26 protein-coding genes are annotated in these 22,838 nt (G+C 39.3%); 16 read left to right on the top strand and 10 right to left on the bottom strand.

All coding sequences use genetic code 11. The features are described from left to right. The first annotated feature begins 240 nt into the window (after positions 1-240). Together ACY9Z2_RS01260 and spoIIID are read left to right on the top strand one after the other, a co-directional pair. A complete protein-coding gene (locus ACY9Z2_RS01260) occupies positions 241-1,269 on the top strand; it encodes an AimR family lysis-lysogeny pheromone receptor (RefSeq protein ID WP_463607780.1) in 1,029 nt (342 codons plus the stop codon). Between the two features lie 732 nt (positions 1,270-2,001). After that, the gene (gene spoIIID, locus ACY9Z2_RS01255; protein ID WP_463607779.1) at positions 2,002-2,313 is read left to right on the top strand and encodes a sporulation transcriptional regulator SpoIIID; all 312 of its coding nucleotides are present in this window, start codon (positions 2,002-2,004) and stop codon (positions 2,311-2,313) included. A gap of 280 nt (positions 2,314-2,593) precedes the next feature. Here spoIIID and ACY9Z2_RS01250 read toward each other — a convergent pair whose 3' ends face one another. Further along, complete coding sequence (locus ACY9Z2_RS01250) at positions 2,594-3,619, bottom strand: nuclease-related domain-containing protein (protein ID WP_463607778.1); 1,026 nt, start codon at positions 3,617-3,619, stop codon at positions 2,594-2,596. 401 nt (positions 3,620-4,020) lie between these two features. Here ACY9Z2_RS01250 and ACY9Z2_RS01245 point away from each other — a divergent pair, with 401 nt between their 5' ends. The 4 genes from ACY9Z2_RS01245 (at position 4,021) to ACY9Z2_RS01230 (ending at position 7,413) form a co-directional block, all read left to right on the top strand. Further along, positions 4,021-5,022, top strand: a complete 1,002-nt coding sequence (locus tag ACY9Z2_RS01245) for a rod shape-determining protein (protein ID WP_463607777.1) — start codon at positions 4,021-4,023, stop codon at positions 5,020-5,022. 344 nt (positions 5,023-5,366) lie between these two features. After that, positions 5,367-6,170: a flagellar hook-basal body protein gene (locus ACY9Z2_RS01240; protein WP_463607776.1), complete on the top strand. Its 804-nt coding sequence runs from the start codon at positions 5,367-5,369 to the stop codon at positions 6,168-6,170. 10 nt (positions 6,171-6,180) lie between these two features. Continuing rightward, a complete protein-coding gene (locus ACY9Z2_RS01235) occupies positions 6,181-7,011 on the top strand; it encodes a flagellar hook-basal body protein (protein ID WP_463607775.1) in 831 nt (276 codons plus the stop codon). Positions 7,012-7,047: 36 nt separating this feature from the next. Next, the gene (locus ACY9Z2_RS01230) at positions 7,048-7,413 is read left to right on the top strand and encodes a DNA-directed RNA polymerase subunit beta (RefSeq protein ID WP_463607774.1); all 366 of its coding nucleotides are present in this window, start codon (positions 7,048-7,050) and stop codon (positions 7,411-7,413) included. Between the two features lie 392 nt (positions 7,414-7,805). On the opposite strand, the gene ACY9Z2_RS01225 is transcribed toward ACY9Z2_RS01230, so the two are convergent. Continuing rightward, the gene (locus ACY9Z2_RS01225) at positions 7,806-8,450 is read right to left on the bottom strand and encodes a transcriptional regulator (protein WP_463607773.1); all 645 of its coding nucleotides are present in this window, start codon (positions 8,448-8,450) and stop codon (positions 7,806-7,808) included. Between the two features lie 342 nt (positions 8,451-8,792). Further along, entirely contained in the window at positions 8,793-9,602 is an 810-nt protein-coding gene (locus ACY9Z2_RS01220; RefSeq protein WP_463607772.1) for a YihY/virulence factor BrkB family protein, read from the bottom strand. Positions 9,603-9,732: 130 nt separating this feature from the next. Between ACY9Z2_RS01220 and fabZ the strand changes: the two genes are divergently transcribed. Both fabZ and ACY9Z2_RS01210 read left to right on the top strand, forming a co-directional pair. Beyond that, entirely contained in the window at positions 9,733-10,152 is a 420-nt protein-coding gene (gene fabZ / locus ACY9Z2_RS01215) for a 3-hydroxyacyl-ACP dehydratase FabZ (protein ID WP_463607771.1), read from the top strand. Positions 10,153-10,339: 187 nt separating this feature from the next. Then, positions 10,340-10,663, top strand: a complete 324-nt coding sequence (locus ACY9Z2_RS01210; protein WP_463607770.1) for a hypothetical protein — start codon at positions 10,340-10,342, stop codon at positions 10,661-10,663. 79 nt (positions 10,664-10,742) lie between these two features. On the opposite strand, the gene ACY9Z2_RS01205 is transcribed toward ACY9Z2_RS01210, so the two are convergent. Beyond that, complete coding sequence (locus ACY9Z2_RS01205) at positions 10,743-10,931, bottom strand: YjfB family protein (RefSeq protein ID WP_463607769.1); 189 nt, start codon at positions 10,929-10,931, stop codon at positions 10,743-10,745. Positions 10,932-10,991: 60 nt separating this feature from the next. Beyond that, the gene (locus tag ACY9Z2_RS01200) at positions 10,992-11,120 is read right to left on the bottom strand and encodes a hypothetical protein (RefSeq protein WP_463607768.1); all 129 of its coding nucleotides are present in this window, start codon (positions 11,118-11,120) and stop codon (positions 10,992-10,994) included. A 222-nt stretch (positions 11,121-11,342) separates the two neighbouring features. Between ACY9Z2_RS01200 and ACY9Z2_RS01195 the strand changes: the two genes are divergently transcribed. The 3 genes from ACY9Z2_RS01195 to ACY9Z2_RS01185 all read left to right on the top strand — a co-directional run bounded on the left by ACY9Z2_RS01195 (position 11,343) and on the right by ACY9Z2_RS01185 (position 16,144). After that, complete coding sequence (locus tag ACY9Z2_RS01195; RefSeq protein WP_463607767.1) at positions 11,343-11,849, top strand: competence protein ComK; 507 nt, start codon at positions 11,343-11,345, stop codon at positions 11,847-11,849. 365 nt (positions 11,850-12,214) lie between these two features. Continuing rightward, complete coding sequence (locus ACY9Z2_RS01190) at positions 12,215-13,072, top strand: efflux RND transporter periplasmic adaptor subunit (RefSeq protein ID WP_463607766.1); 858 nt, start codon at positions 12,215-12,217, stop codon at positions 13,070-13,072. Between the two features lie 6 nt (positions 13,073-13,078). Next, positions 13,079-16,144 carry an efflux RND transporter permease subunit gene (locus ACY9Z2_RS01185; RefSeq protein ID WP_463607765.1) on the top strand — a complete coding sequence of 1,022 codons (3,066 nt, stop codon included), beginning with the start codon at positions 13,079-13,081 and terminating at the stop codon, positions 16,142-16,144. A 44-nt stretch (positions 16,145-16,188) separates the two neighbouring features. On the opposite strand, the gene ACY9Z2_RS01180 is transcribed toward ACY9Z2_RS01185, so the two are convergent. Then, positions 16,189-16,512: a type II toxin-antitoxin system PemK/MazF family toxin gene (locus ACY9Z2_RS01180; RefSeq protein ID WP_463607764.1), complete on the bottom strand. Its 324-nt coding sequence runs from the start codon at positions 16,510-16,512 to the stop codon at positions 16,189-16,191. After that, the gene (locus ACY9Z2_RS01175) at positions 16,509-16,721 is read right to left on the bottom strand and encodes a hypothetical protein (protein ID WP_463607763.1); all 213 of its coding nucleotides are present in this window, start codon (positions 16,719-16,721) and stop codon (positions 16,509-16,511) included. The genes ACY9Z2_RS01180 and ACY9Z2_RS01175 overlap by 4 nt, the downstream gene beginning before the upstream one ends. Before the next feature lie 221 nt (positions 16,722-16,942). Between ACY9Z2_RS01175 and ACY9Z2_RS01170 the strand changes: the two genes are divergently transcribed. Continuing rightward, entirely contained in the window at positions 16,943-17,251 is a 309-nt protein-coding gene (locus ACY9Z2_RS01170) for a hypothetical protein (protein WP_463607762.1), read from the top strand. A 41-nt stretch (positions 17,252-17,292) separates the two neighbouring features. Here ACY9Z2_RS01170 and ACY9Z2_RS01165 read toward each other — a convergent pair whose 3' ends face one another. The 3 genes from ACY9Z2_RS01165 to ACY9Z2_RS01155 form a co-directional block, all read right to left on the bottom strand. Next, positions 17,293-17,739 (bottom strand): threonine/serine exporter family protein, encoded by a 447-nt coding sequence (locus ACY9Z2_RS01165; protein ID WP_463607761.1) that lies wholly within the window; start codon positions 17,737-17,739, stop codon positions 17,293-17,295. A gap of 15 nt (positions 17,740-17,754) precedes the next feature. Continuing rightward, positions 17,755-18,498, bottom strand: a complete 744-nt coding sequence (locus ACY9Z2_RS01160) for a threonine/serine exporter family protein (RefSeq protein WP_463607760.1) — start codon at positions 18,496-18,498, stop codon at positions 17,755-17,757. Between the two features lie 314 nt (positions 18,499-18,812). Continuing rightward, on the bottom strand, positions 18,813-19,238 hold the full coding sequence (locus tag ACY9Z2_RS01155; RefSeq protein ID WP_463607759.1) for a DUF2935 domain-containing protein: 426 nt from the start codon (positions 19,236-19,238) through the stop codon (positions 18,813-18,815). Between the two features lie 139 nt (positions 19,239-19,377). On the opposite strand from ACY9Z2_RS01155, the gene ACY9Z2_RS01150 reads away from it, so the two are divergent. The 4 genes from ACY9Z2_RS01150 to ACY9Z2_RS01135 all read left to right on the top strand — a co-directional run bounded on the left by ACY9Z2_RS01150 (position 19,378) and on the right by ACY9Z2_RS01135 (position 22,652). Next, the gene (locus tag ACY9Z2_RS01150; protein ID WP_463607758.1) at positions 19,378-20,103 is read left to right on the top strand and encodes an ABC transporter ATP-binding protein; all 726 of its coding nucleotides are present in this window, start codon (positions 19,378-19,380) and stop codon (positions 20,101-20,103) included. Between the two features lie 3 nt (positions 20,104-20,106). Then, the gene (locus ACY9Z2_RS01145; RefSeq protein WP_463607757.1) at positions 20,107-21,123 is read left to right on the top strand and encodes an ABC transporter permease; all 1,017 of its coding nucleotides are present in this window, start codon (positions 20,107-20,109) and stop codon (positions 21,121-21,123) included. Positions 21,124-21,137: 14 nt separating this feature from the next. After that, positions 21,138-21,734, top strand: coding sequence for a TetR/AcrR family transcriptional regulator (locus tag ACY9Z2_RS01140; RefSeq protein ID WP_463607756.1), 597 nt, complete (start codon positions 21,138-21,140; stop codon positions 21,732-21,734). Between the two features lie 228 nt (positions 21,735-21,962). Continuing rightward, positions 21,963-22,652, top strand: a complete 690-nt coding sequence (locus ACY9Z2_RS01135) for a hypothetical protein (protein ID WP_463607755.1) — start codon at positions 21,963-21,965, stop codon at positions 22,650-22,652. Positions 22,653-22,838: the final 186 nt, after the last annotated feature.

Raw genomic sequence — 22,838 nt, 5'->3', positions numbered from 1 at the left:
ACAAATTAGAAAAAATAGCCTTTTACACGCTAAAAGGCTATTTTTTTTGTGGCTTTTGTGGTAATTTATGGATATAAAAGTATATTCAACCAGTGCTATTGCCACTATAGGTTGGCGATAAGCAATTTTTTTGCAAATCATGCAAATATTGTCGAACAATGGGGTCTTTATACCTATATAATATATGATAAAATATATCAAGGTCTGAGAAAAGCTACGACAGTAAGGAGAAAAGACTAAATGACTGACGAAACAGTAACCAATTCTATACTTTCGATCTCAAACGATGGAAAGTTGTCGCTGGAACACGTGATCTCGATGCTATCGACCCAACATGACGACAAGACTGTACTAGATTTGGTTCGTAAACTATGTCTACAAAACAGTAGAGATGAGTTTATGAAAAAAGGCATGGAATTTTTATATATGAATGGATTTTATGACGACTTAAAAGTACTTATAGAAAAAAATAAAAAATCCACAAATGTGTTCAATAATAATTGGGCAGATGTCTATCAACTTTCCTTGGAACGCAAACTATCAATTAAATCACCACTCGAAGTCTTACACCACGCAGAATCTCTTCACAGTAATGAACCTGAATTAAAATGGTTATTAGAGTTTGTAAAACTATCAGCGTACTATGATTTACGCGATTTTGCCAAGATAGGCGATTTTTTAGACAGACAAGCCCACTTATTTGATGTAATCCACGATCCATTTTTACTCTCGTATTTTAATGTTCGTATTGACCAATATATGTTCATTTATTACTGGGTTCGAAACGAGTTGATTATTGCAAGAAAACATGCATTCCGAGTGCTTAATCAAACACATAATCCGGGCACAGCGGCTTCGATCAATATTAATTTGGGATTAACCTATACGTTTGATACGTATCAACAAGGTATCCACCATATTAACAAAGCAATCAAAGTATCTAAAGAAAATGGGCTAGTTAATTATGTAAAGGCATTTACCAACCATGACTTGCCGTTTTTTTCCGCACATTTTAGACGAACGGAAGGAATTACGACGACTGATATTAGTGAGCAAGCACATCTTGAGATTGCTAGAGGCAACCATAAGAATGCAGAGAAAATTTTACGGAAATTACCGTATCATACACCATTTCAGTTGTACTACCTTGGAGTTGCTGCGAACGACAAGTATTTATTGCATCAAGCGCATCAACAATTTATTGAAAAACGCAGTGACTATTTCTTTGCAAGACTGCCAATCTTGGCATTGCAGGAAATGGGTGCATAGTTTTAGAAAACATATAACGCTATAAGCACTAATTTTGTGCTTGTAGCGTTTTTTGCAAATGAGGCGGTACGCAGTTAACGCGTATTATGGTATGTATAGAACTCGGGAGACGGGACGCCGATGCGGACACCAGATCCCTTATTATTGCAAAATCGCGGTGTTTAGCCAGTAAGCGGACACAGGGTTCTTTATTAATAAAAATACCACAGTGAAATACCTTCTTTTTACTGAAATAGCGAATCCTGAGTCCAGAAACATAAGAATTTAGCCCATTTTTCGGTGAATAAGGTATCTGGAGTCCGCTCAACACGCATCACCTCTCCTGTCCAATCCGAACAGCTCATCTCTCCAACTCCTCCACAACAATTTCACACGCCATCCACCCATCAAAAACAACTTTTTCCCACTTTTCCGAAAAATATATCTTGTCCCCATCGGAAAAGCATTAAAAATAATCATAAACGGCACTTTCATGTAATAAAATGTTACAAACCAAGCATTCAGAAATGTCTGAGGTGAGAGCTTGTGTGGCATAAAAAGTAACTGTAGCAGCAAACCTCCTATACATATAGTTTATACGTTCATGAAAGTGTGCTGGACCTTCAAATGAAATTTTTCACATGTGTATACATGTTTTCAGTACATTGCAAAAAGAGAGAGTAGGGACCATACAACTGAATCACCTTGTCTCATTCCACACCTCGGAATTATCAACTTAGGGAGGCGAATGGTGTGCACGATTACATCAAAGAAAGGACAATCAGGATAGGCAATCACATCGTGGAGACGAGGAAGACCGTCCGAATGATAGCAAAGGAATTTGGTGTATCCAAAAGCACAGTCCACAAAGACTTAACCGAACGATTACCGGAAATCAATCCAAAGCTAGCGAATCAAGTGAAAGATATTCTTGAATATCACAAAGCAATCCGACATCTCCGCGGCGGTGAAGCAACCAGGAAAAAATACAAACTAAAGCCTGGAAGCACCGCACCAATCAAAATAGACGCCACAAAAGCAACCCACATTAAACCGGTAAGTTAACGTGGACACGCAAAGACCCCAACCTGATTAAGGCTGGGGTCTTTGTTAGGGATTAAGGGTATACTGGATGGCATTAAAACAGTGAGTGAGGGACAGCGTAGTAGCTTCACGCTATTATCGACCGATTCAATGGGATATCAACCGATATTTTAATATATCAACTGATATAAAGGAATAAACACCGATATCGGGATATATCGACCAAGTTGGCCGATATATCAACCAATCTAGTCAAGATATCGACCATTCGCAAATCTACACCTCTGTAATGTAGGCTCATCTACTTCCAAATATAATTGTTGTAATTTCCTTGTGGCACAACTGATTTTTGTGGGTAATCTTCTAGATCAGGCGCAAAATAAATTCTTCCTTTTTTATCACCATGAAACTTCAAATTCATTGAGGTTAAGAGCGAGTAAGAAATTCTAGGGGAAGTTAGCTGTAAGGTGCGACGACAATCTTGGTTGGTAATTATATTGTTGTGCAATAGGAAGTAGTCAAATATTGTTTGAAGATGCGCATCTTTACTAATTGCCGAGCACCTTTGGCAAAACCATTTTTGATTTTTCCGCATCATCGGGTAATGCTGGCACTCTACACATGTAACTCCGGTGATAAGATGTTGATCAGTTACTTGATATTTTTTTAAAAGTTGTGGTTGATGAGGAGATTGATTATTCAATAAATATTGATGTACCTTTTTCAAGGTGGAGTTTATTAACACCTCATTTTCATATTGAGCAAAAAGCTTATCCAAATGGATGTGGAGGCTTTCCGCATGAATCATTTTTTCAAAAACCTCTTGATTCTGTTGTTTACATGTAAGAATTGTCTTTGGATCACTGATGACGACCAGATATTCAATTGAAATATCGTATCGACCCATTTCATGAAAGAAAGTTTCCAAATTTCGTTTTTGCGCTTCCGCTTGATAGATCGGGTTTTTAATTCCCTTTTTCACGGATCCTGTTTTTTGTATTAGCTGATTGAAATTTGAATCATATTCCAACTCACCTTTAATATTTTTCACTTCCAGTATAATGAAAAGACTTTTGGTAAGAATTAGGGTGTCAATTTGGAAAAAGTGGTGTTCATTTTGTAGACGAAGTCCTTGTATTACGTGGGAATTACGCAGTGGATAAAGCGAAAGTTTATAGTCGACGTCGCGTTCACCTTTGTAGCCAGCGAGTTCGGCTAGGTAATTGCCGATAATAATATCATTGTTTCGGTACTGAGGCTTTAAGCGTCTTATTAATGATTCATGAGTCAGTACAGCATACGGTTTTGTTCTAAAATTAATTTTCAAACATGTCACTCCTTTACATTAGTTAATGATATAAATTCAACAAGAAAAGCTATATTCCTGCTTTAAGAAAAGTGAATCGCGAGTTGTTTGCGATTTTTTTTCGAGCGATAAATTGAGATATCAACCAATTTACGTGGATAACAACTGATAAAACGATGTTTCAACCAATTTAAAAATATATCATCCGATTTTTAAATATATCAACCGAAATAAAAATATATCAACCAAAATGAAATTATATCAACCAATCATGCCTGCCCCCATACCGACCACCAAAAATCCGACATAATTTTTGTTTTTTTGCATTATTTTACGACACTTTGTGGTAAAATAAACTATTAGTAGCATTGTGTTCGTTGACAAATGTGAGAAAGTAATTGTGATAGGGAGGATCTTATGTAATGTTTTCTCGTGATATTGGAATTGACCTTGGAACTGCCAATGTTTTAATTCATGTAAAAGGTAAAGGAATTGTGTTAAATGAACCATCTGTTGTAGCGATGGACAAAAACACAGGAAAAGTTTTGGAAGTAGGGGAAGCGGCACGACGTATGGTTGGTCGTACACCTGGAAATATAGAAGCTATTCGTCCATTAAAGGATGGCGTTATCGCTGATTTTGACGTTACGGAAGCTATGCTGAAGCATTTTATTAATAAAATTAATGTTCGTGGACTTTTATCTAAGCCGAGAATGCTAATTTGCTGCCCGACAAATATTACGAAAGTGGAGCAAAAAGCAATTCGCGAAGCTGCTGAAAAATCAGGCGGCAAAAAGGTTTATTTAGAAGAAGAACCAAAAGTTGCAGCTATTGGCGCGGGTATGGAAATTTTTCAACCAAGCGGAAATATGGTAGTAGACATTGGTGGCGGAACGACAGATATCGCAGTACTTTCGATGGGTGATATCGTTACATCTGAATCGATTAAAATGGCTGGCGATAAGTTTGACGCGGAAATTCTTCAATACATAAAAAAGAAATACAAGCTGCTTATCGGTGAACGTACTGCCGAAGACATTAAGATTAATGTAGCAACTGTATTTAGAGATGCACGTAAAGAAGAAATGGATATCCGTGGTCGTGACATGGTATCAGGACTTCCTCGTACAATTACAGTGAAATCAGATGAAATTGCTGAAGCGTTGTATGAATCTGCTTCACTTATTACGCAAGGTGCAAAACGAGTGCTCGAGCGCACACCACCAGAATTATCAGCGGACATTATTGACCGTGGAGTAATTTTGACAGGTGGCGGCGCATTGATTCACGGAATCGATCAATTGCTTGCCGAAGAACTAAAAGTACCTGTATTTATTGCAGAAGAACCAATGAACTGTGTTGCAAGAGGCACAGGCATCATGCTTGAAAATATCGATAAAATCGAACGTAAGAAAGTAATTTAACTTTATTTGGCGGCGATTTTTGAAAACCTATAAAAAGTAGGACCCAACTAGCGGAAGAAATACACGAAGACTCCTTGAAAAAGAAAAGCACTTTTTCTGCGTGCGATGCCTTCCAGGGAAGCATTTCTTGTCCTGCGGGAAAGCGAAGTGTTGAGACCCCGCAGTGAGTGTTCTTTGATCACGAGGAGGCTCAGCGCAAGCCCGCGGAAAGCGTAGTGTATTTCTGGAGCGGTAGTTCAGGCGCTATAAGAATATAAAGCAACATTTTTCAAGAATAACCAAATCAAAAACTGATTTTTTAAAGATATTCGAACTTTTCTAGTCTAATAAGGGGGTTGAACGTTTTGCTTCGAGGATTTTATACTGCCGCAAGTGGAATGATTGCACAGCAACGACGTCAGGAAGCATTGGCGAACAATATTGCGAACGTGAACACACCAGGGTATAAGGCAGATCAACCAACACTACGCGCATTTCCTGAACTATTAATGAAACAAATGGGATCATCCGAACTACCGACAACTCGTGGATTTAACGTTCCAGGAAATAATACAATAGGAACAATGCATACGGGCGTTTACGTACAAGAGTTGGTACCCAAATTTGTTCAAGGAGATCTGCGGGAGACCGGTATTTCAACCGATTTTGCATTAATAAATGGTGTTATTCCTGACGAAAGTGGAGCACTATTTTTCACCGTGCAAAATGAAGCTGGTGAGCAACGCTATACTCGAAATGGTAACTTTACTGTTGATGGTCAAGGCTTTTTAGTGACGAATCAGGGGTATTATGTACTCGATCAAGCGGGAAACCCAATTCAGACTAACGGACTTGATTTTGCTGTAACGCAAGATGGAAACGTTCAAATAGACGGACAAAACATTCCCCTTGGCATTGCATACACTGCGGATGCTGCTCAAATGGCCAAGGAAGGTAATGGGCTATTTTCAGGTGAAGCAGGAGCAGTGCCAGCCGGAGCTACATACACGATCCAACAAGGCTTTTTAGAGCGTTCGAATGTTGATTCATTAGAAGCGATGACTCAAATGATGGAGTCATATCGAATGTTTGAAACAAACCAACGCGTACTAAAAGCTTACGATGAGAGCATGAGTAAAGCAGTAAACGAAGTCGGTCGATTACGCTAGGAGGGTTTACATGTCTAGAACAATGATACAAGCAGCAGTAACGATGAATCAGCTACAAAATAAGCTCGATATGATTGGAAATAACTTAGCTAACAGTCAGACAACAGGCTATAAAAGTCGTGAAGCGAATTTTTCATCCTTATTGTTTCAACAAATCAACAACATGACAGACCCTGCCAATGCAGAAGGTCGATTAACACCTGATGGGATACGAATTGGTACAGGTGCTAGACTTGGTGCGACGAACATCAATCTAGCGTTAGGTGCTATTACCGAAACTGGTCGTGGACTTGATACAGCACTGCTTGAAAAAAACCATCTATTTCAAATACAGGTGACGGAAAATGGTGTAGCTGAAACACGGTATACAAGATCTGGTGCATTTTATTTATCTCCAGTCAACAATAATCAAGATGTCATGCTAACAACAAATGATGGGAATCCAGTACTTGGTGAAAACGGTCCGATTGTAATACCAGCAGGTTTTGATAGTATTTCTATCCGTGATAATGGAGAAATTGTTGTCACTCGTGGTAACAATACACAGGTAGCGGGGCAACTAGCTATCGTTGAAGCAGTCCGACCGAGATTGCTTGAAGCAACTGGACAAAATGCATTTCGTTTACCAGATTTAGATGCTTTAGGTTATAATCAAAATGAGATTATACAAGCAACAGGACCTAATGATACACTAGTAAAGAGTGGAGCATTGGAACAATCCAATGTTGATATATCGAAAGAAATGACGGACTTAATTATGACACAGCGTTCGTATCAATTTAATGCTCGTACGATTTCTATGAGCGATCAAATGATGGGACTCGTCAATCAATTGCGATAACGTGAATTTTTGCAAGATAGTAAGGAGCAACAAATAATGCCTAACAGCCAACCAGTAAGAAAAGAAGCGAAAGAATCGCGGTCTAAGACTAATTGGAAAAACAAAATAAAGGAAAAGCTTCCGAAAAAGAAAGCGAAACCGGAACAAACATCCTCTGACAAGTTAACCCGTAAAGAGCAGAAGGCGAAACAAAAGGCAGAAAAACGAAAAGGTAAAAAACCAAGACGTCGCGCTTTTCCAATCTGGTTACGGATCATTGTAGTTCTACTTCTTTCTGCTATAGCCCTGATCGTAGGGGCAATGGTTGGATACGGTGTAATCGGTGACGGCAAACCGACCGACGCACTTGAAATGGATACATGGCGTCATATATTGGAAATTGTAACAAAAACACAAGAATAGAATGCCACATTCGGCATTCTATTATTTTTTGTATTTTTTCTACTAGCCAAGCCCTCATTGGCGTTCAGAGTTTAGCTAACGGACTGAGGATTCGCTATTTGCCCCAAAATGGGCTATTTGTATAGGGAAGTGGACTCAGGATCCGTTATTGCCATGAAAACACGTTTTTGTACGTGATTTTTGGCTAATAAGGTATCCTGAGTCCGCTAATGGCAGTTTAACATGGATTTTTTGGCTAATAAGGTATTCTGAGTCCGATGAGAGTGGTTGGGAATGGATTTTTGCCAAATAATGTAACGTGAATTTGATAACACGGGCTTTGGTTTTTGATAACAAGGTCTTTCCAAATAATGACAGTAATCAGGAGACCAGATGTCAGTCCAAAATTATCCTCAACGTAACACGTAAGATCTCGCGCGCTCACTTCCGCCGGCAATTCTTAAATAGTTTGAATCAACCAGATTATGTAAGACGCGTCTTGCATGACGATCACTTACTTTTAGATGTAAAGCAGTTTCTTGGGGAGTGATTGGACGAAGTAGACGACGAGCAAATCGTACAACTTCTGCTTCAATCCAAGGTAATTCAGCAGGTGTAGTGGTTGAGGAAAATTTTCCGATGAAGGCTAAAACGAGCTGTTGGCACATTTTTGGCTCATCATTTATAGACAAATAGGCAATTGGTAATAGTGTCCAGCCGTCGAGTGCCAGTAGTGAGTGGCGCCAACATAAATCTTTAAATCGTCTTACATCAAGATCTCTCGCATGCGGTCCGTAGCCCTGAATTTCAATACAGCCTTTCGCACCACCACGTCTATAAGCAAGGTCGAGGTACCGATAACCATTATTGAAATCCCGAACCTCCCATTCTGCGTACAAATCGTCAAAGTTCCCTACAGTTGGGAACCAAATTCTACGGAGGAATTCAACTGTACCGTGACCAATTTCCTTTTCTAATAAGTCGCGCCTCCTCGAATTCTTTTCTTCTTCCAGTTGATCTACTATCCATTTTTCGTATGCTTGGTCAAATTTGTGCATGATTTTTCTCCAATCTTTTTGTATGTTCCTTCTCCTTGAAGAAGCGCACTGGCATTATCGGACTTAGGGTTCTCTATTTGCTAAAAAAGATGGTAAAAATGCATTGTTGCGGACACAGAAGCCGTTATTCGGTGATATGACAGTTAAATTTTAGAGAATTAGGCTAATAACGAATCTGGTGTCCGATAAGGGTTGGAAAATGGTCTTTTTAGAGGAAATAACGGATCGTGTGTCCACAATATGCAGATGAAACATAGAGGAACCTCAGTTTGCCTGAATGCTCTCCAAGGCGAGGGGTACGTCCAGTATATCATCGATTATGCTTTTTCATCCACTAAAAAATTACCCTCGATTCTTCACAATCGCGTTAATTTCCCCACCAATTAAAATCATCAACGACGACAAATAAAACCAAATCATTAAAATGACAATTGTACCGAGGTTTCCATAAATTATGGAGTAATCACTAATTCCAACGTAATAGGAAAAACCAAGTGATGCTAGCTGCCAGCCGATCGTGGCAAAGACAGTGCCTGGGATAATATCACGAAACCGCAATTTTTCGTTGGGTGCAACGTAATATAAGCAAGCAAAAATCACCGCTAGAATGAAAAAACTCAATGACCAGCGTAGTGCGTTCCAATCCTGCAGAAAAGATGCTGCCAAGCTAAATTTTGAATAGGTGAACAGTCCGATTGAACGACCAAAAACAGATAATAGCATAGATGCGATGACACCAATAATAATACTGACGGTAAGCAAAATTGAAACACCAAGCGCTTTAAATAATGGTCTGCTTTCTTCCACACGATAAGCGCTATTAAGTGTACGAATAAGAGCGCTTGTCCCCATTGCAGAAAGCCAAACAGTGATCACCATACTTATGGATAATAAATCCCCACGCGTAACCTCTAGTACATGATAGAGATTTGTTTCAATTAACTCCATGGATCCCTGAGGTGCGTATGGTCTAACCAAATCCATAACAGACTCCGCTGATATCGGAAGAAAGCTTAATAAGCTGAACATTAAAATTAAAAATGGAAATAATGCGAGTAGTAAATAATAAGAAAGCTGTGCAGCCATATCAAATACTTTGTCATGTAATGATCGATATACTAATGTTTTAAAAAATCCATCTGATTGACTCATTGATTATCCCCGCCGGTTATAGGTTTACCTTCTTTAAATTCCTTTGTGTTGCCAAAACCAAACATAACTTTGATATAATACTATTACTATGTGCAATCATTAGATAAAATAACAAAGGAGCGGACAAGTAATGGATATACAAGAAATTAAAGAAACGATTCCACACCGATACCCTTTCCTATTAGTGGACAAAGTTATTGAAATAGAAGAAGGAAAAAGTGTTACTGGAATAAAAAATGTATCAATTAATGAACCATTTTTCCAAGGACATTTTCCTGATTACCCAGTAATGCCAGGTGTTCTAATTCTTGAAGCACTTGCCCAAGTGGGAGCAATTGCAGTGCTTGGAATTGAAGAAAATAAAGGGAAAATTGGGTTCCTAGCTGGAATTGATAAATGTCGATTTAAGCGCCAGGTTAAGCCTGGAGACCAATTGAAACTTCAGGTGGAGATTATGCGATTGAAAGGGCCGATCGGAAAAGGAAAAGCTGTAGCAACTGTTGATGGGGAATTGGCATGCGAAGCGGAAATTATGTTTGCCATTAAGTAATTATTGATGGAGTATTTCTGAAGGATAACATTGGTTAAAAAAATTCAATCTAATGCTCACAGCAAATGCTCTGAGCATTTTTTTATCCAACTCAAGACTACTCAATTTTTTTCTTCAAAAGGTGTATCACTTTTAGAAATATGGATAAGCTAATGGCGAAAGTGACATCTAAAGGAGGAAATTTATCATGAGAAGAAAGCTTTTAATAAAATTTGGTGCTCCAGTTTTGGCTTTGTCCCTTGTTACAGCTTGTGGTACTGATGATGGTGGAGATCCAGTAGAAGAAGAAGCTCCACTAAATCAAGAAGAAGAAGATGGCGGTAATGACACCGACATGGGAGAAAATAACGATGGTCAAATGCAGGAAGACCAAAACGGTACGAATGGTAATGGCAACGGCACCAATGGTAATGGAAATGGTGAAGGTGGCATGAATGGAAACGATAATGGCACTGGAACTGGTGACGATGGAGTAATCGAAAATGGCGATGAAGAGGACCAAAATCAGTAGTACTGATTAACCTTCTTTAATGCAAACTTTCTAAACAAAAAATGACAGGACGCTATTGCGTTACCTGTCATTTTTGTGTCTACGCCTGTAGATCGATTGATTTCCCAAGTGTTGGGTGTGGTGCTTGTGGAGCGCTTCCTTTTAGCATATCCAACAATTGTTGGTTTTGCTGTTCAGCTACGCCCATTGTTTTGTCCATAATTGCGAGACTTGCGCTTGAGCGAACGTGCTGGTTCGCCATTGCAATAGATAGTGCGGCAATATCCATAACGATGCCTCCAATTTTCAATCTTTTTAGCTAGTATAGCACAGATTATGGCAATACTATCTATTTATTTTTTGATTTTTCCTTCTTTGATTCATTTTTCTCTTCCTCTTTTTCTTGTCCCTGAGCCTTTTCCATTTCATCAGAATGAAGCTCCGAATGATAATTTTTCTTTTTATCGTTATCAGTCATACAAACATTCCTCCTTCGTGTATCTCCAGTACCCTTTTTTGGAGTAAAGTATGTGTGACAAGGGGGGGATTTTTGCTGTGAGCTATCGAGCTCAGTGCAAGCCCGCGGGATGTTGCAGTTTATACATTTTCACGCCAAAACATAAATTAAAATAAAAGAATGATAGAAAATAGTTGTGCGGCATAGTACAATAGTCATAAATTGGTATTTACGAGGTGTGCGATGGTACGAGTTATGACGTCGGTATTTATTATTACACAAGCAACAAAAGCAATCATATCAAAGGAAACTCCGTATTATCGATCACTAATCTTAGAAGGATCACATGAACGGCATTCCTTACATAAAGCTGAGCAAATTCTTGATAATAGTTGCTTACTGTATGGCTCTACACTTAATGGACGTAGAGCAGCAGTGAAGGATATTTTAAAAATAAACAATAAAATTCCAGTCCCAGTAATACCGGATAACGGTGTATACATGATGCCAACCGCTTCCGCCAAAAGCAAGGAATGTGTCTGGCTTTCCTATTATCACATTGACTTTTACGAACAGCGCGATGATAAGACGTACATTGCTTTTAATGACGGAACTGGTTTATATGTGAACGCATCCGAAAGTACCATTGATATGCAATATAAACGAACGAGTCAATTGATCGTCAGGCTAAACAGGTCTATTTTATTCGGACGAAAATCTGTACCGTTTTATCAAAATTTACATGGGTGAGAATTAGAGCAAAACCAAGTGGACACAGGATACCTTATTTATAGAAAAAAGGATCATTTTAGGGTGAATGCGGACACAGGATCCCTTATTCAACAAAAATGACTCTTTTTTCGACCATTTCGAGCAAATAAGGTATCTGGTGTCCGCAACCCAACCCAAAACCGATGTTTCGACTAAAATAAGGTCATCTGTGTCCGCAAAACAACACCTGGATTTTATCCAGGTGTTTTGTCATTTCAAGCGATGCACTTTTGCTTACGGCAACCATTACAGTTAAAATATAGTAACAACTAGATGAATCTTTTACATAGTAAATTACGTATAGAATAAAAATGAATATACTTGCCCGGGAGGAACTTTACATAATGAAAAAATTAATCGTTTTCGTGACGGTATTACTTAGCATCATTGTGCTCGCAGCATGCACAGGAGAGGAAGAAAAAAATGCGGATAAAAAAGATACCGTTACACCGGTTGAAACCGCAACGATAAAGCAAGGGGATATGGTGATCAACCATACCATTTATGGACACACAGCACCTTCAGAAACAACACCAATCCTAATCCAAGCACCTAGTGAAATTACATCACTTGAAGTAGAAAATGGAGAAAAGGTGGAAGAGGATGAGGCAATCGCAACAATCCAGTCTCCACAAGGAACACGAACCCTATATGCAGAAACATCTGGACAAATCGCACAATTAAATGCAACAGAAGGCTCTATCGCAACAAACGAAAAGCCGCTTGCTGTCATTGTCGATTTAGAAGAACTTGCACTCAATCTATCGGTAACAGCTGAATCAACGTCTTTATTTGAAGAAGGCGAAACATATCCCGTTACGATCAATGAAACTGAAGTTGAAGCAGAAATCACATCAATTGGTACACTACCAAACGACACAGGATTGTATCCAATTGAAGCAATTATTAATAATGACAAAAACAACTTCAAGCCAGGTGTGGTCGCAGAAATGAACGTCCCTGAGAACACAATTGCGGACGCACTAATTGTTCCAACCGAAGCTATTGTGGAAGAAGGCGGTAAAACGTTTATTTACACAATTAAAAACAACGAAGCAATGGAAAAAGAAATCACAGTCCTTGAAACGCAATCAAATCAAACTGCCATTAAGGGCGATGTGAAAAAGGGAGACACGGTTGTCACAAGTGGAAAGCTAACACTAACTGACGGCGCCAAAGTCGACGTGGTGAAAGAGGGGTAATGCATTTTGAAGTTAGTTAATACATCTGTCAAACGCCCAGTTGGCGTCATAATGATTGTGCTCGCTATTCTCGCATTGGGTGTCGTTTCACTACGCAGTTTAACGATTGATCTATTTCCAGAAATAGAATTACCGATTGCTGTTGTAGCAACCTCATACGAAGACGCCGCGCCACAGGAAGTAGAAAATTTAATATCTAGACCGATCGAATCAGCGATCAGTTCGGTGGAAGGCGTTGAGACGATACAATCGCAATCCCAATCTGGATCATCACTCGTCGTCATGATGTTCGCTAATGGCATAAATATGGATCAAGCACTGATCGACGTTAGGGAAAAAATTGACCAAGTAAAAAACGTACTACCACAAGATGCAGGGGACCCAAGTGTACTTCGTTTTAGTCCTGATCAATTGCCTGTCATGTGGATTGGTTTAACGGGAAAAGACCCTGCAGCACTTACGGCAATTGCAGATGATCAAATTGTACCTTACTTAGAACGACAAGGTGGGGTTGCATCCGTAACAGTTGAAGGTGGAAAAGAACGCGAAATTCAGCTTGTTCTTGATCAAGCAAAAATGCGTCAATACGGAGTTACTGCACAAACAATTGTACAGTCGTTGAACAGTACGAACCAGTCAGTATCGGCCGGTACCGTTGATAAGGGAAATCAGGACTTACAAATCCGGATTACCGGTGAATTAGAATCTGTTGAAGATATTAATCAAACGATTGTTCAAACGGAAACTGGTGCGACAATCCATATCGAAGACGTTGCTGAAGTGAAGGATACGTTTAAAAAATCAAATTCACTCACGCTCGTAAATGGCGAACCTTCCATAGTTTTATCCGTAATGAAAAAGTCAGACGGTAATACAGTTGACGTTGCAACGAATATTAAAGATGCAATGGCTGAACTAAACGAAAAACTACCAGATGACGTTGACTTAAACGTCATCATCGATACATCCGAATTTATCGAGCTTTCGATTAGCTCAGTTGTACAAAATATTATTATCGGAGGAGTTATTTCCTTCTTCGTATTACTTGTATTTTTGAAGAGCTTCCGTGCAACGATTGTTATTGGCTTATCCATTCCAATTGCCATCATTGCAACGTTTACACTAATGTATTTTACCGGTGAAACACTTAACGTGTTAACCCTCGGTGGTCTAGCACTTGGAATCGGTATGATGGTCGATAGCTCCATCGTTATTTTAGAAAACATTTATGCTTACAGGCAAAAAGGCTATAGTCTGTTTGAATCGGCTACAAAAGGCGCATCCGAGCTTGCGCCAGCAGTTATCGCATCGACTACAACTACACTGGTTGTATTTTTGCCAATTGTATTCGTAGAAGGAATTGCATCCGATTTATTCACGCCACTCGCACTCGCGGTATCCTTTTCATTAATCGCATCGCTTGTCGTGGCCGTAACACTTGTGCCAATGCTTTCATCAAAATTATTATCGAAAGCGATGGCAGACCAAGGAAGACGCTACTGGTTTGATCGTCTTATGGAACGCGTTTATAACAGTTATCGAAGTGTACTGAAGTGGGTATTAAAGCATCGTAAAACAACTGTTGCAGGAACGTTCATTGCGATTGTAGCAAGCTTAGCGCTTTTCCCATTAATCGGTGCTGAATTTATCCCATCATCTGACCAAGGTCAAATTGAAATCAAAGTGGAAACAGAAGCAGGTAGCTCGCTTGAGCATACGAGTGCAATCGTAGAACAAACAAACGAGACACTTGCAACATATCGTGATGTAATCGAAACGAACTATGTCAGCGTTGGTGGTGGAGGGTTCGATCCAACAAGCACCAACGTCAATACCGGTACGTTCACAATTCAATTAATACCATCAACCGAACGGGAAAAATCAACCGAGGATATCGTACAGGAAATTGATCAAGATCTGAAAGGTATCGCTGGAGCAGAAATCACCGTAAGTGCTGTCGGTGGTGGACTTGGTACGGGTGACCCAGTACAAATTCAGTTGAACGGTCCAGAGCATGAAGTATTAGCTGATTTGTCCAAACAAGTGGTTGGTGTTATCGAAGAAGTAGATGGGGTCTATAACCCAACGACATCCGCATCTGAAGGCGTTCCACAAATGAACCTTCATATTAACGAGGATAAAGCAGCAGTATATGGATTGTCCGAACAACAAATTATTAGCCAAATACAACTACATTTTACTGGCCAAATTGCCACTCAGTTCCGAGAGAACGGCAATGAAATGAACGTTGTTTTAATGTACCCAGAAGATGAACGAAGTACCATTAATGACTTACAGGATATGAAAATTCAATCACCGACAGGCGCGGCAATTCCGCTTGAAACAGTTGCGACATTCAAACAAGTCCAAGGGCCTGTCACGCTACTTCGCGAGAATCAACAGGCACAAATGAATGTAACAAGTGAAGTAGTGGATCGTGACCTGGCAAGTGTTGTCGATGACATAGAAGCAGAACTAAGTGGATTAAGTTTACCTGAGGGCTATAGCTATGAGATTGGCGGGCAGGCGCAAGATATGGCCGAATCGTTCCGCGACCTATCCATTGCCTTGATTTTTTCGATATTCTTAGTGTACGCAGTAATGGCTGTGCAGTTTGAGAACTTCCTATTCCCATTGATTATTATGTTTTCAATGCCAGCAACCGTTGTCGGTGTCATGGTTGGTCTGTTTATTACCGGTATACCACTAAGTATTCCAGCCTTCATTGGAATCATCATGCTCGCCGGAATTGTCGTCAACAACTCGATCGTGCTCGTTGACTATATTAATATATTGCGACGAAAAGGCGTTGATCGCTACGAGGCAATTCTAGAAGCGGGGCCAAGTCGTCTCCGTCCAATATTAATGACAACGTTGACTACTGTTCTAGCAATGATTCCTCTAGCACTAGCGCTTGGTGAAGGTGCAGAAACACAACAGCCGCTTGCTGTCACAATTATATTCGGTCTGAGTATTTCAAGTTTATTTACACTGTTACTAATTCCAGTTGTTTACACATTGCTGGATGATTTAACAGCGAAACTGAAACGGAAAAAGAAAGCTGTAGAATAATGAAAAATTGCCCACTCTCAGGTGAGGGTGGGCAATTATGTATATTACAATTGATGATAGTTTTGAAAAGCATTGACTATTCTCCTAAAATCATCATCACTAACAGTTCCTCTTGATTTTATATCTACATTATCAAAGAAATCAAACCGATCAACTTGGACATAGGATGTATGTTTTAAGTTAGAGTTAGGACTATCAATAATTTCAACTCGATGTGGATGGTGTTCTGTTGGACCGGTTTTGGTTACTTTTAAGCCAATTGCTTGGTTATATTCATTATTTATTACAATAATAAGGACAGGGCGATTTTTCGAGCCCTGCCCATCTTCATAAGGAAATGATAGTTCATAAAGGTTTCCAGGTTTCATTCATCATTATCATCCTCAGTCCAATACCGATAATTTGGATGGTTAGAATTAATGTCTACACGACCAAATCGATCTACACGAAGAGGATCCTTTTTTATTAATTTATTCATATCAATTGAAGAAGAAATGACATTCAATTTTCGTTGTCTAACATCTTCTTGCGTTTTTTTTGCAGATTCATGGCGATGACGGTTTTGAGTTATATGCATTTTTTCATCCCCTTTATCGCACATACATAACACCACTCTCTAAATTGTTGTGTTAATTAGTATATGCAATGTATTAAGAAAAGATAAGCTTTCTTATTTTAATGTTACCTAAAGTATATGGAACTTGTCAATTTCTAGAAAACAAAATTGTACATTATTTACACATTTATACCCTAATAATATAATGAGCATAACAGTATGAATGAACGGGAGGTAATACGATGTCAACTGCTAGAATTATGCGCCTCGTTACAGGGGCATTTGAAGGGTTTCTTGCTATTCCGCTTTTCGGGGGACTATTTATCGTGAGTCAGTTATATGTTCCACTTGTAGTAATGTTTATCCTTCATTTAGTAACCTATATTTTGTCCAAAAATGATGACAGTCCAACAATCGGGAGCATACTTGGAATGGTTACATCACTCATTGCTTGGATTCCGTTTGTAGGATTTACCATGCACGTTGTCAGCGCAATTGCTCTGTTGATTACAGGTGCGAAGTCAGATGATAATAGAGTAGAACGAAATTAGTAGCTAGAGAGGGCGGAACTTTTTCGCAATCTCTGGCTTTTTTATGAGCGTACCTTTCGCACCAGGTGTTTTCGAATAATCTGATTCGCCACCTCAGAAAACATTAAACCAATTGCGATTCCACCTGACAATAGCATCACTTTTGCCGACAATTGGACAGCGGTAAAATAATCGTTTTCTATAAAATTACGCATCGCATCATATGCAATTCCGCCTGGTACAAGTGGGATGATTCCTGAAACGATAAAAATAATAATCGGCGTTTTATAAACACGGGCACAAATTTGACTGAGTACCGCCACGAGCATAGATGCTAAAACGGTTGCCGGGACAACATCCATTCCATAATCAACAAGTACATAATATAAAATCCAACCAAACATACCGACTAATCCGCATTGTACCAATGATTTTCTTGGAGCATTAAACAACACACCGAATCCGGCTGCCGCGATAAAACTAGTAACAAGCTGTGCTACAATCATCATGATCATCATCCCTCCCTATATAAACGCAAATACAATCGCTATCCCGGCTCCAATCGCAACTGCAGTGAGAATCGCCTCAACGCCTTTTGATACACCAGCTACTAAATGCCCAGCCATAAGATCACGAACCGCATTGGTGATGTGCAATCCAGGGACTAGTGGCATAACAGCCCCAATAATAATTTTATCCAGCTCTACACCCGCACCAGTTTTGATAAAAATAAATGCGAGTATCCCGATCACTACCGATCCGATGAATTCAGCGATGAAGCGGGTTTCGACTAATCGATCAAACCAAATGGTTGCAGCATATCCGACTCCACCTGCAATTAATGCTGGAAGAAAGTCAGTCCACATTCCACCAAACATAATCGTAAAACAACCAGCCACAAATGCTGCAGCAATAACTTGTATCCATTCAGGAAACTCCAGTCGAGCTTGTTCAACTTCCTCTAATAACTCCAATGCTTCAGATAAAACAAGTTCATCACCAGTTAATCTCCGGGAGATACTATTTACCTCAGCTATTTTATGTAGGTCAGTCGAACGCTTGGAAATCCGAATAAAGTTTGTTTTCTCCACACGGTCAACGGAAAAAATAATTCCAGTCGGCGTCGCATAACTTTGCGCATTGGATAAACCATACGACAGAGCAATCCGATTCATCGTATCCTCCACCCGATATGTCTCCGCACCACTTTCCAGCATAATCTTGCCTGCAAGCATGCAAACCTTTGCAATCGAAACATCCATATTCATCCGCCACACCACCTTCTCCGAACAATTTGCTATTCCATATTATAAGGGTAAAGCGCTGGGAAAGAAAGTGCGGGAAGTTTCTTGCTTGTGGGGAGTGATAGACAGGTGGATATGCCGAACTTGGCTATATTAATGCTGGACCAGCATCACAAAATGCCGAACGGAACATAAAAATGCGACCAGCATCACAAAACACCGAACAGAGCACTAAAAATGCCGGACCCACACCATAAAATACCGAATCTCCATCCTAAGCTCTCCAACACTGCCATTGCATTTAAAAAGTGCCCCCACAAACGTAGCGGCACTCCAGCTTATTGTTCATATAGAATTGTTTGGGCAATGCCGATAAAGTATTCCGATTCATCGATGATATGATTTATCACGGTTTTCGCCATTGGATTATCGACCACTGTACTGCTTTCCGCTTTAATTTTCCGGCAAAATTGAATAAACGCGACGCTTTCTTGTAAACAAAAGGATACTAATTCGAGTACTTGTTGAATCAACTGTTGCGAGATTTGGTTTTTGCTCCGAATTACAGATTCGATAAAACGCTTCACATGCTGCTGGGTCGTTGTCAAAACCTCCTCCCAGCGCTTTAAGCTTTCAACAAAATCCTCCTCCAAATTTGGTAATAACTCCCGAATTACTACCGTGTGCTCAGCCTCCTGCTCCTTCCAAAATTCCGCCTCATCCAGTACCCGCAATGGCCATTGATTCCCATAATAAAATTGCACGCTGCCCACTCCTCGTATGTAAAATGTACATCAATAAAATGTATGTTAATAAATTGACTTTCATGTTTACAAAAGTGAGTACATAACATAAGATAAAAGTGAGTAATCACTCATTTTATATTTAAAAGGAGGTCATACCATGTCTGCCTTTATTGAATTAAGCAATATTCAACACCATTATGGCAAAGAAATCGTCTTAGAAAAAATTAACCTTTCGATTCCGCGTGGGCAGTTATTCGGCTTACTCGGGCCATCTGGATCTGGGAAAACAACCTTAGTCAAAATCATAATTGGACTATTGAATCCACCGAGTGGAACAGTTACCATCGACGGCACCCCAATGCCATCACTGAAACAAATGCAGAACATCGGCTATATGGCACAGTCAGACGCACTGTATAGTGAGCTAACTGCAAAGGAAAATCTAGAATTTTTTGCTAGTATTTATGGCATTCCGAAGAAAGAACGTAAAGAACGTGTTACCGAAGTGGCAAGCGTCGTGAACTTGACTGATCATCTAAAGAAACCACTCGATAATTTTTCTGGTGGTATGAAGAGACGTATGTCACTTGCGGCTGCATTACTCCATAAACCGACCTTACTCATATTAGACGAACCAACAGTGGGGATAGACCCAGTGCTTCGTGCGTCGATTTGGAATGATCTAAGAGAGCTGCAAAAGCAGGGGACGACCATTGTCTTAACAACACATGTAATGGACGAAGCGGAAAAGTGCGATAATCTCGCATTATTACGGGATGGATACATCATCGCGCAAGGAAGTCCGGAAGATCTTAAGCAGAAAAGTGAAACGAAAACACTAGAGGAAGCTTTTCTATACTACGGAATCAAAGAGGAGGTTTAAGGTATGCGAATCCGTGCTATTATTAAACGCATTGTTCAGCAATTTTTAAAAGATAAACGAAGCATCGCCCTCATGATGATTGCGCCATTATTTGTCATGACTTTGTTATGGCTTGTGCTTGATCTGGAAGAATACCACCCAACTATCGCTGTAGCGGACGTACCTGACCAAATGCAAAACATAATGGAAGACCAGGATGCAACGATGAAAGAAATGACTAAACCTGAAGCAGTCGAAGCAATGGAGGATAAGGAGGTTGATGCATTCATCCATCGGGAAAATAAAACGTTGAGCATCTTAATGGAAGGGAGCGATCCAAATGCAACTACTGCAACAAAGCATGTTCTCGATCAAACTTCCAAGCAATTAAATCCGAACACGTTAAATCCAAATATCTCCTTTTTACACGGTTCGCCTGAGTTAAATCTCTTTGACAATATCGGACCAGTATTAATCGGATTCTTCGTCTTCTTTTTTGTCTTTCTAATTGGTGGCGTGACATTTCTTCGTGAACGAACTCAAGGCACACTCGAACGCCTTCTTGCAACACCGTTAAAACGATGGGAAATTGTTGTTGGCTATATCATTGGATTTGGTATTTTCATTATCATACAATCAATCGTAATTACAACGTTTTCCATATATGTACTAGACATTTATATGGCTGGATCGTTTATTGCTGTATTAATCATCGCATTTTTATTAGCATTAACAGCATTAAGTCTTGGAACACTATTATCCGCCTTTGCCAAGACTGAATTCCAAATGATTCAGTTCATTCCGATTGTTATTGTTCCACAAGTATTTTTCTCTGGAATCTTTCATATTGAAGCAGGAAGTTGGCTTGCTTACATCGGTAAAATTATGCCGTTAACATATGGAGCAGATGCATTACGGGAAGTCATGATTCGCGGACAGGAACTCAGTACCATCATGTTAGATATCACGGTTTTGATAGCATTTTTACTCGTATTTATTATATTAAATATTACGGCCTTGAAAAAACATCGGAAACTTTAAAGGAGGCATCCAGCATGACACCTAAACAAGAAAAAATCATCGACGCAGCAATCAAAATTATTGCGGAAAAAGGCTATCACAATACCTCTACCAGTGAAATAGCGAAACGAGCAGGCGTAGCGGAAGGAACCATCTTCCGGCATTACAAAACAAAAAAAGATCTTCTCGTGTCGATTGTCACACCAGTGATTGTAAAGATGTCAGCACCAGTTTTCGCCGAAAAATTTGTAGATCAAGTATTTGACCAGAAGCATGTACATTTTGAGGACTTTTTGTATGCGATTATTAAAAACCGATATGAATTCGTAAAATCAAACGTAGAATTGGTAAAAATTTTAGCGCAAGAACTAGCATTTCACCCTGAAATCCAAGCGACGTATAAGCAAGTTTTCACCGAAAAAGTCTATCCAAACATCACCAAATCGTTGGATTACTATAAGGAAAAAGGCGAAATCAAGGACATCCCGAACGAAAGCATTATTCGCATGCTCCTATCAACGATCATTGGATTGATCGGAACGAGGTTTATTATTCAGCCGAATAGTAATTGGGAAATAGATGTGGAAATTAAACGGACGGTAGATTATATATTGAATGGGGTGGGGGTCTAGCATTTCTTCGTGAATTCGCACGAGATAACCAATTAAGCAAAGCCTGTCAATAAAATGACCCTTAGGAAAACTAAATTAAGAAGCGTAGAAATTTCCAAGAGATCATTCATTATCTCGATACCTTAAAAAATAAGTTGGAAAACTAAAGAAAGACCATTGACTTAATATTTTTGGGATTAGTGCCGATGTTTTTAATATACCAAAGAAACGTTTAACGGGAGGTGTAGTATGGAGAACCAATCAAATTGGAAAAAGGTATTAATTATCGCTAACGTCATAAGTGTAATTGCTATCATCTCAATAATTTTTTTACATAACGGTCAAAAAAATACCGTGCAAAAAGAACCTGTTGAAACAAAAAATGAAAAGATAACAAAAGATATATCGGATAATAAAAATTCCTCAAAAACAAACGATATAGCAAAATATAAGCTTTCTACCGAAAAAGGAGAAGAGGACTCTCTTGAAACGATGAATATAGAGGTTGAGGAGAAAGAACCTACAATAGAAATTTCAGAAGAAGACACAACAACAAATCACGAGACCTCAAATGACCCAACTAACGAAACTGTATATGATTACTATTCAGATGAGGAAGAGTCATATACAGATAGTAAACCAAAACAAACTACTGTAGATGAACATAAAGAACAGCAGGAAGATCAACAAAAAGAGGAAACGCAAAATAAAAAATCTGATACAAAGGATCAGGAAAAAACAGAAGATACAAAAATCGAACAGGAGTCTGATTCCGAGCCTCAGACCGAACCTGAAACAGAACCACAACCTGAACAAGAACCGGAGCCAGAATCAGAACCTGAATCTGATACTGATAGTGAGCAAGTAGATGAACCAGTAGTAGAACAACCTGAACCACCAACACAACCAACTAATCCAGAAATTGAAAAAAATGCTTAAAGTCATATTCCTTTAATATGGCTTTCTTTGTTATCACCCTCAAACTCTTACACCCTTTATCGAATAATTATCATAGCGGAGATTTTCAATTTGTCCAATTACAGAGCATCTGCTATGCGGGCTATATTAGAAACTGTTATACTACTTTAGAATCTCCCCAATCAAATAAAAGATTGATTAGAGGCA

This window comes from Virgibacillus sp. GM2-2 (genome assembly GCF_055329585.1).
Note: the sequence above shows the minus strand (reverse complement) of the source record. Positions and strands in the feature narration are given on the sequence as shown.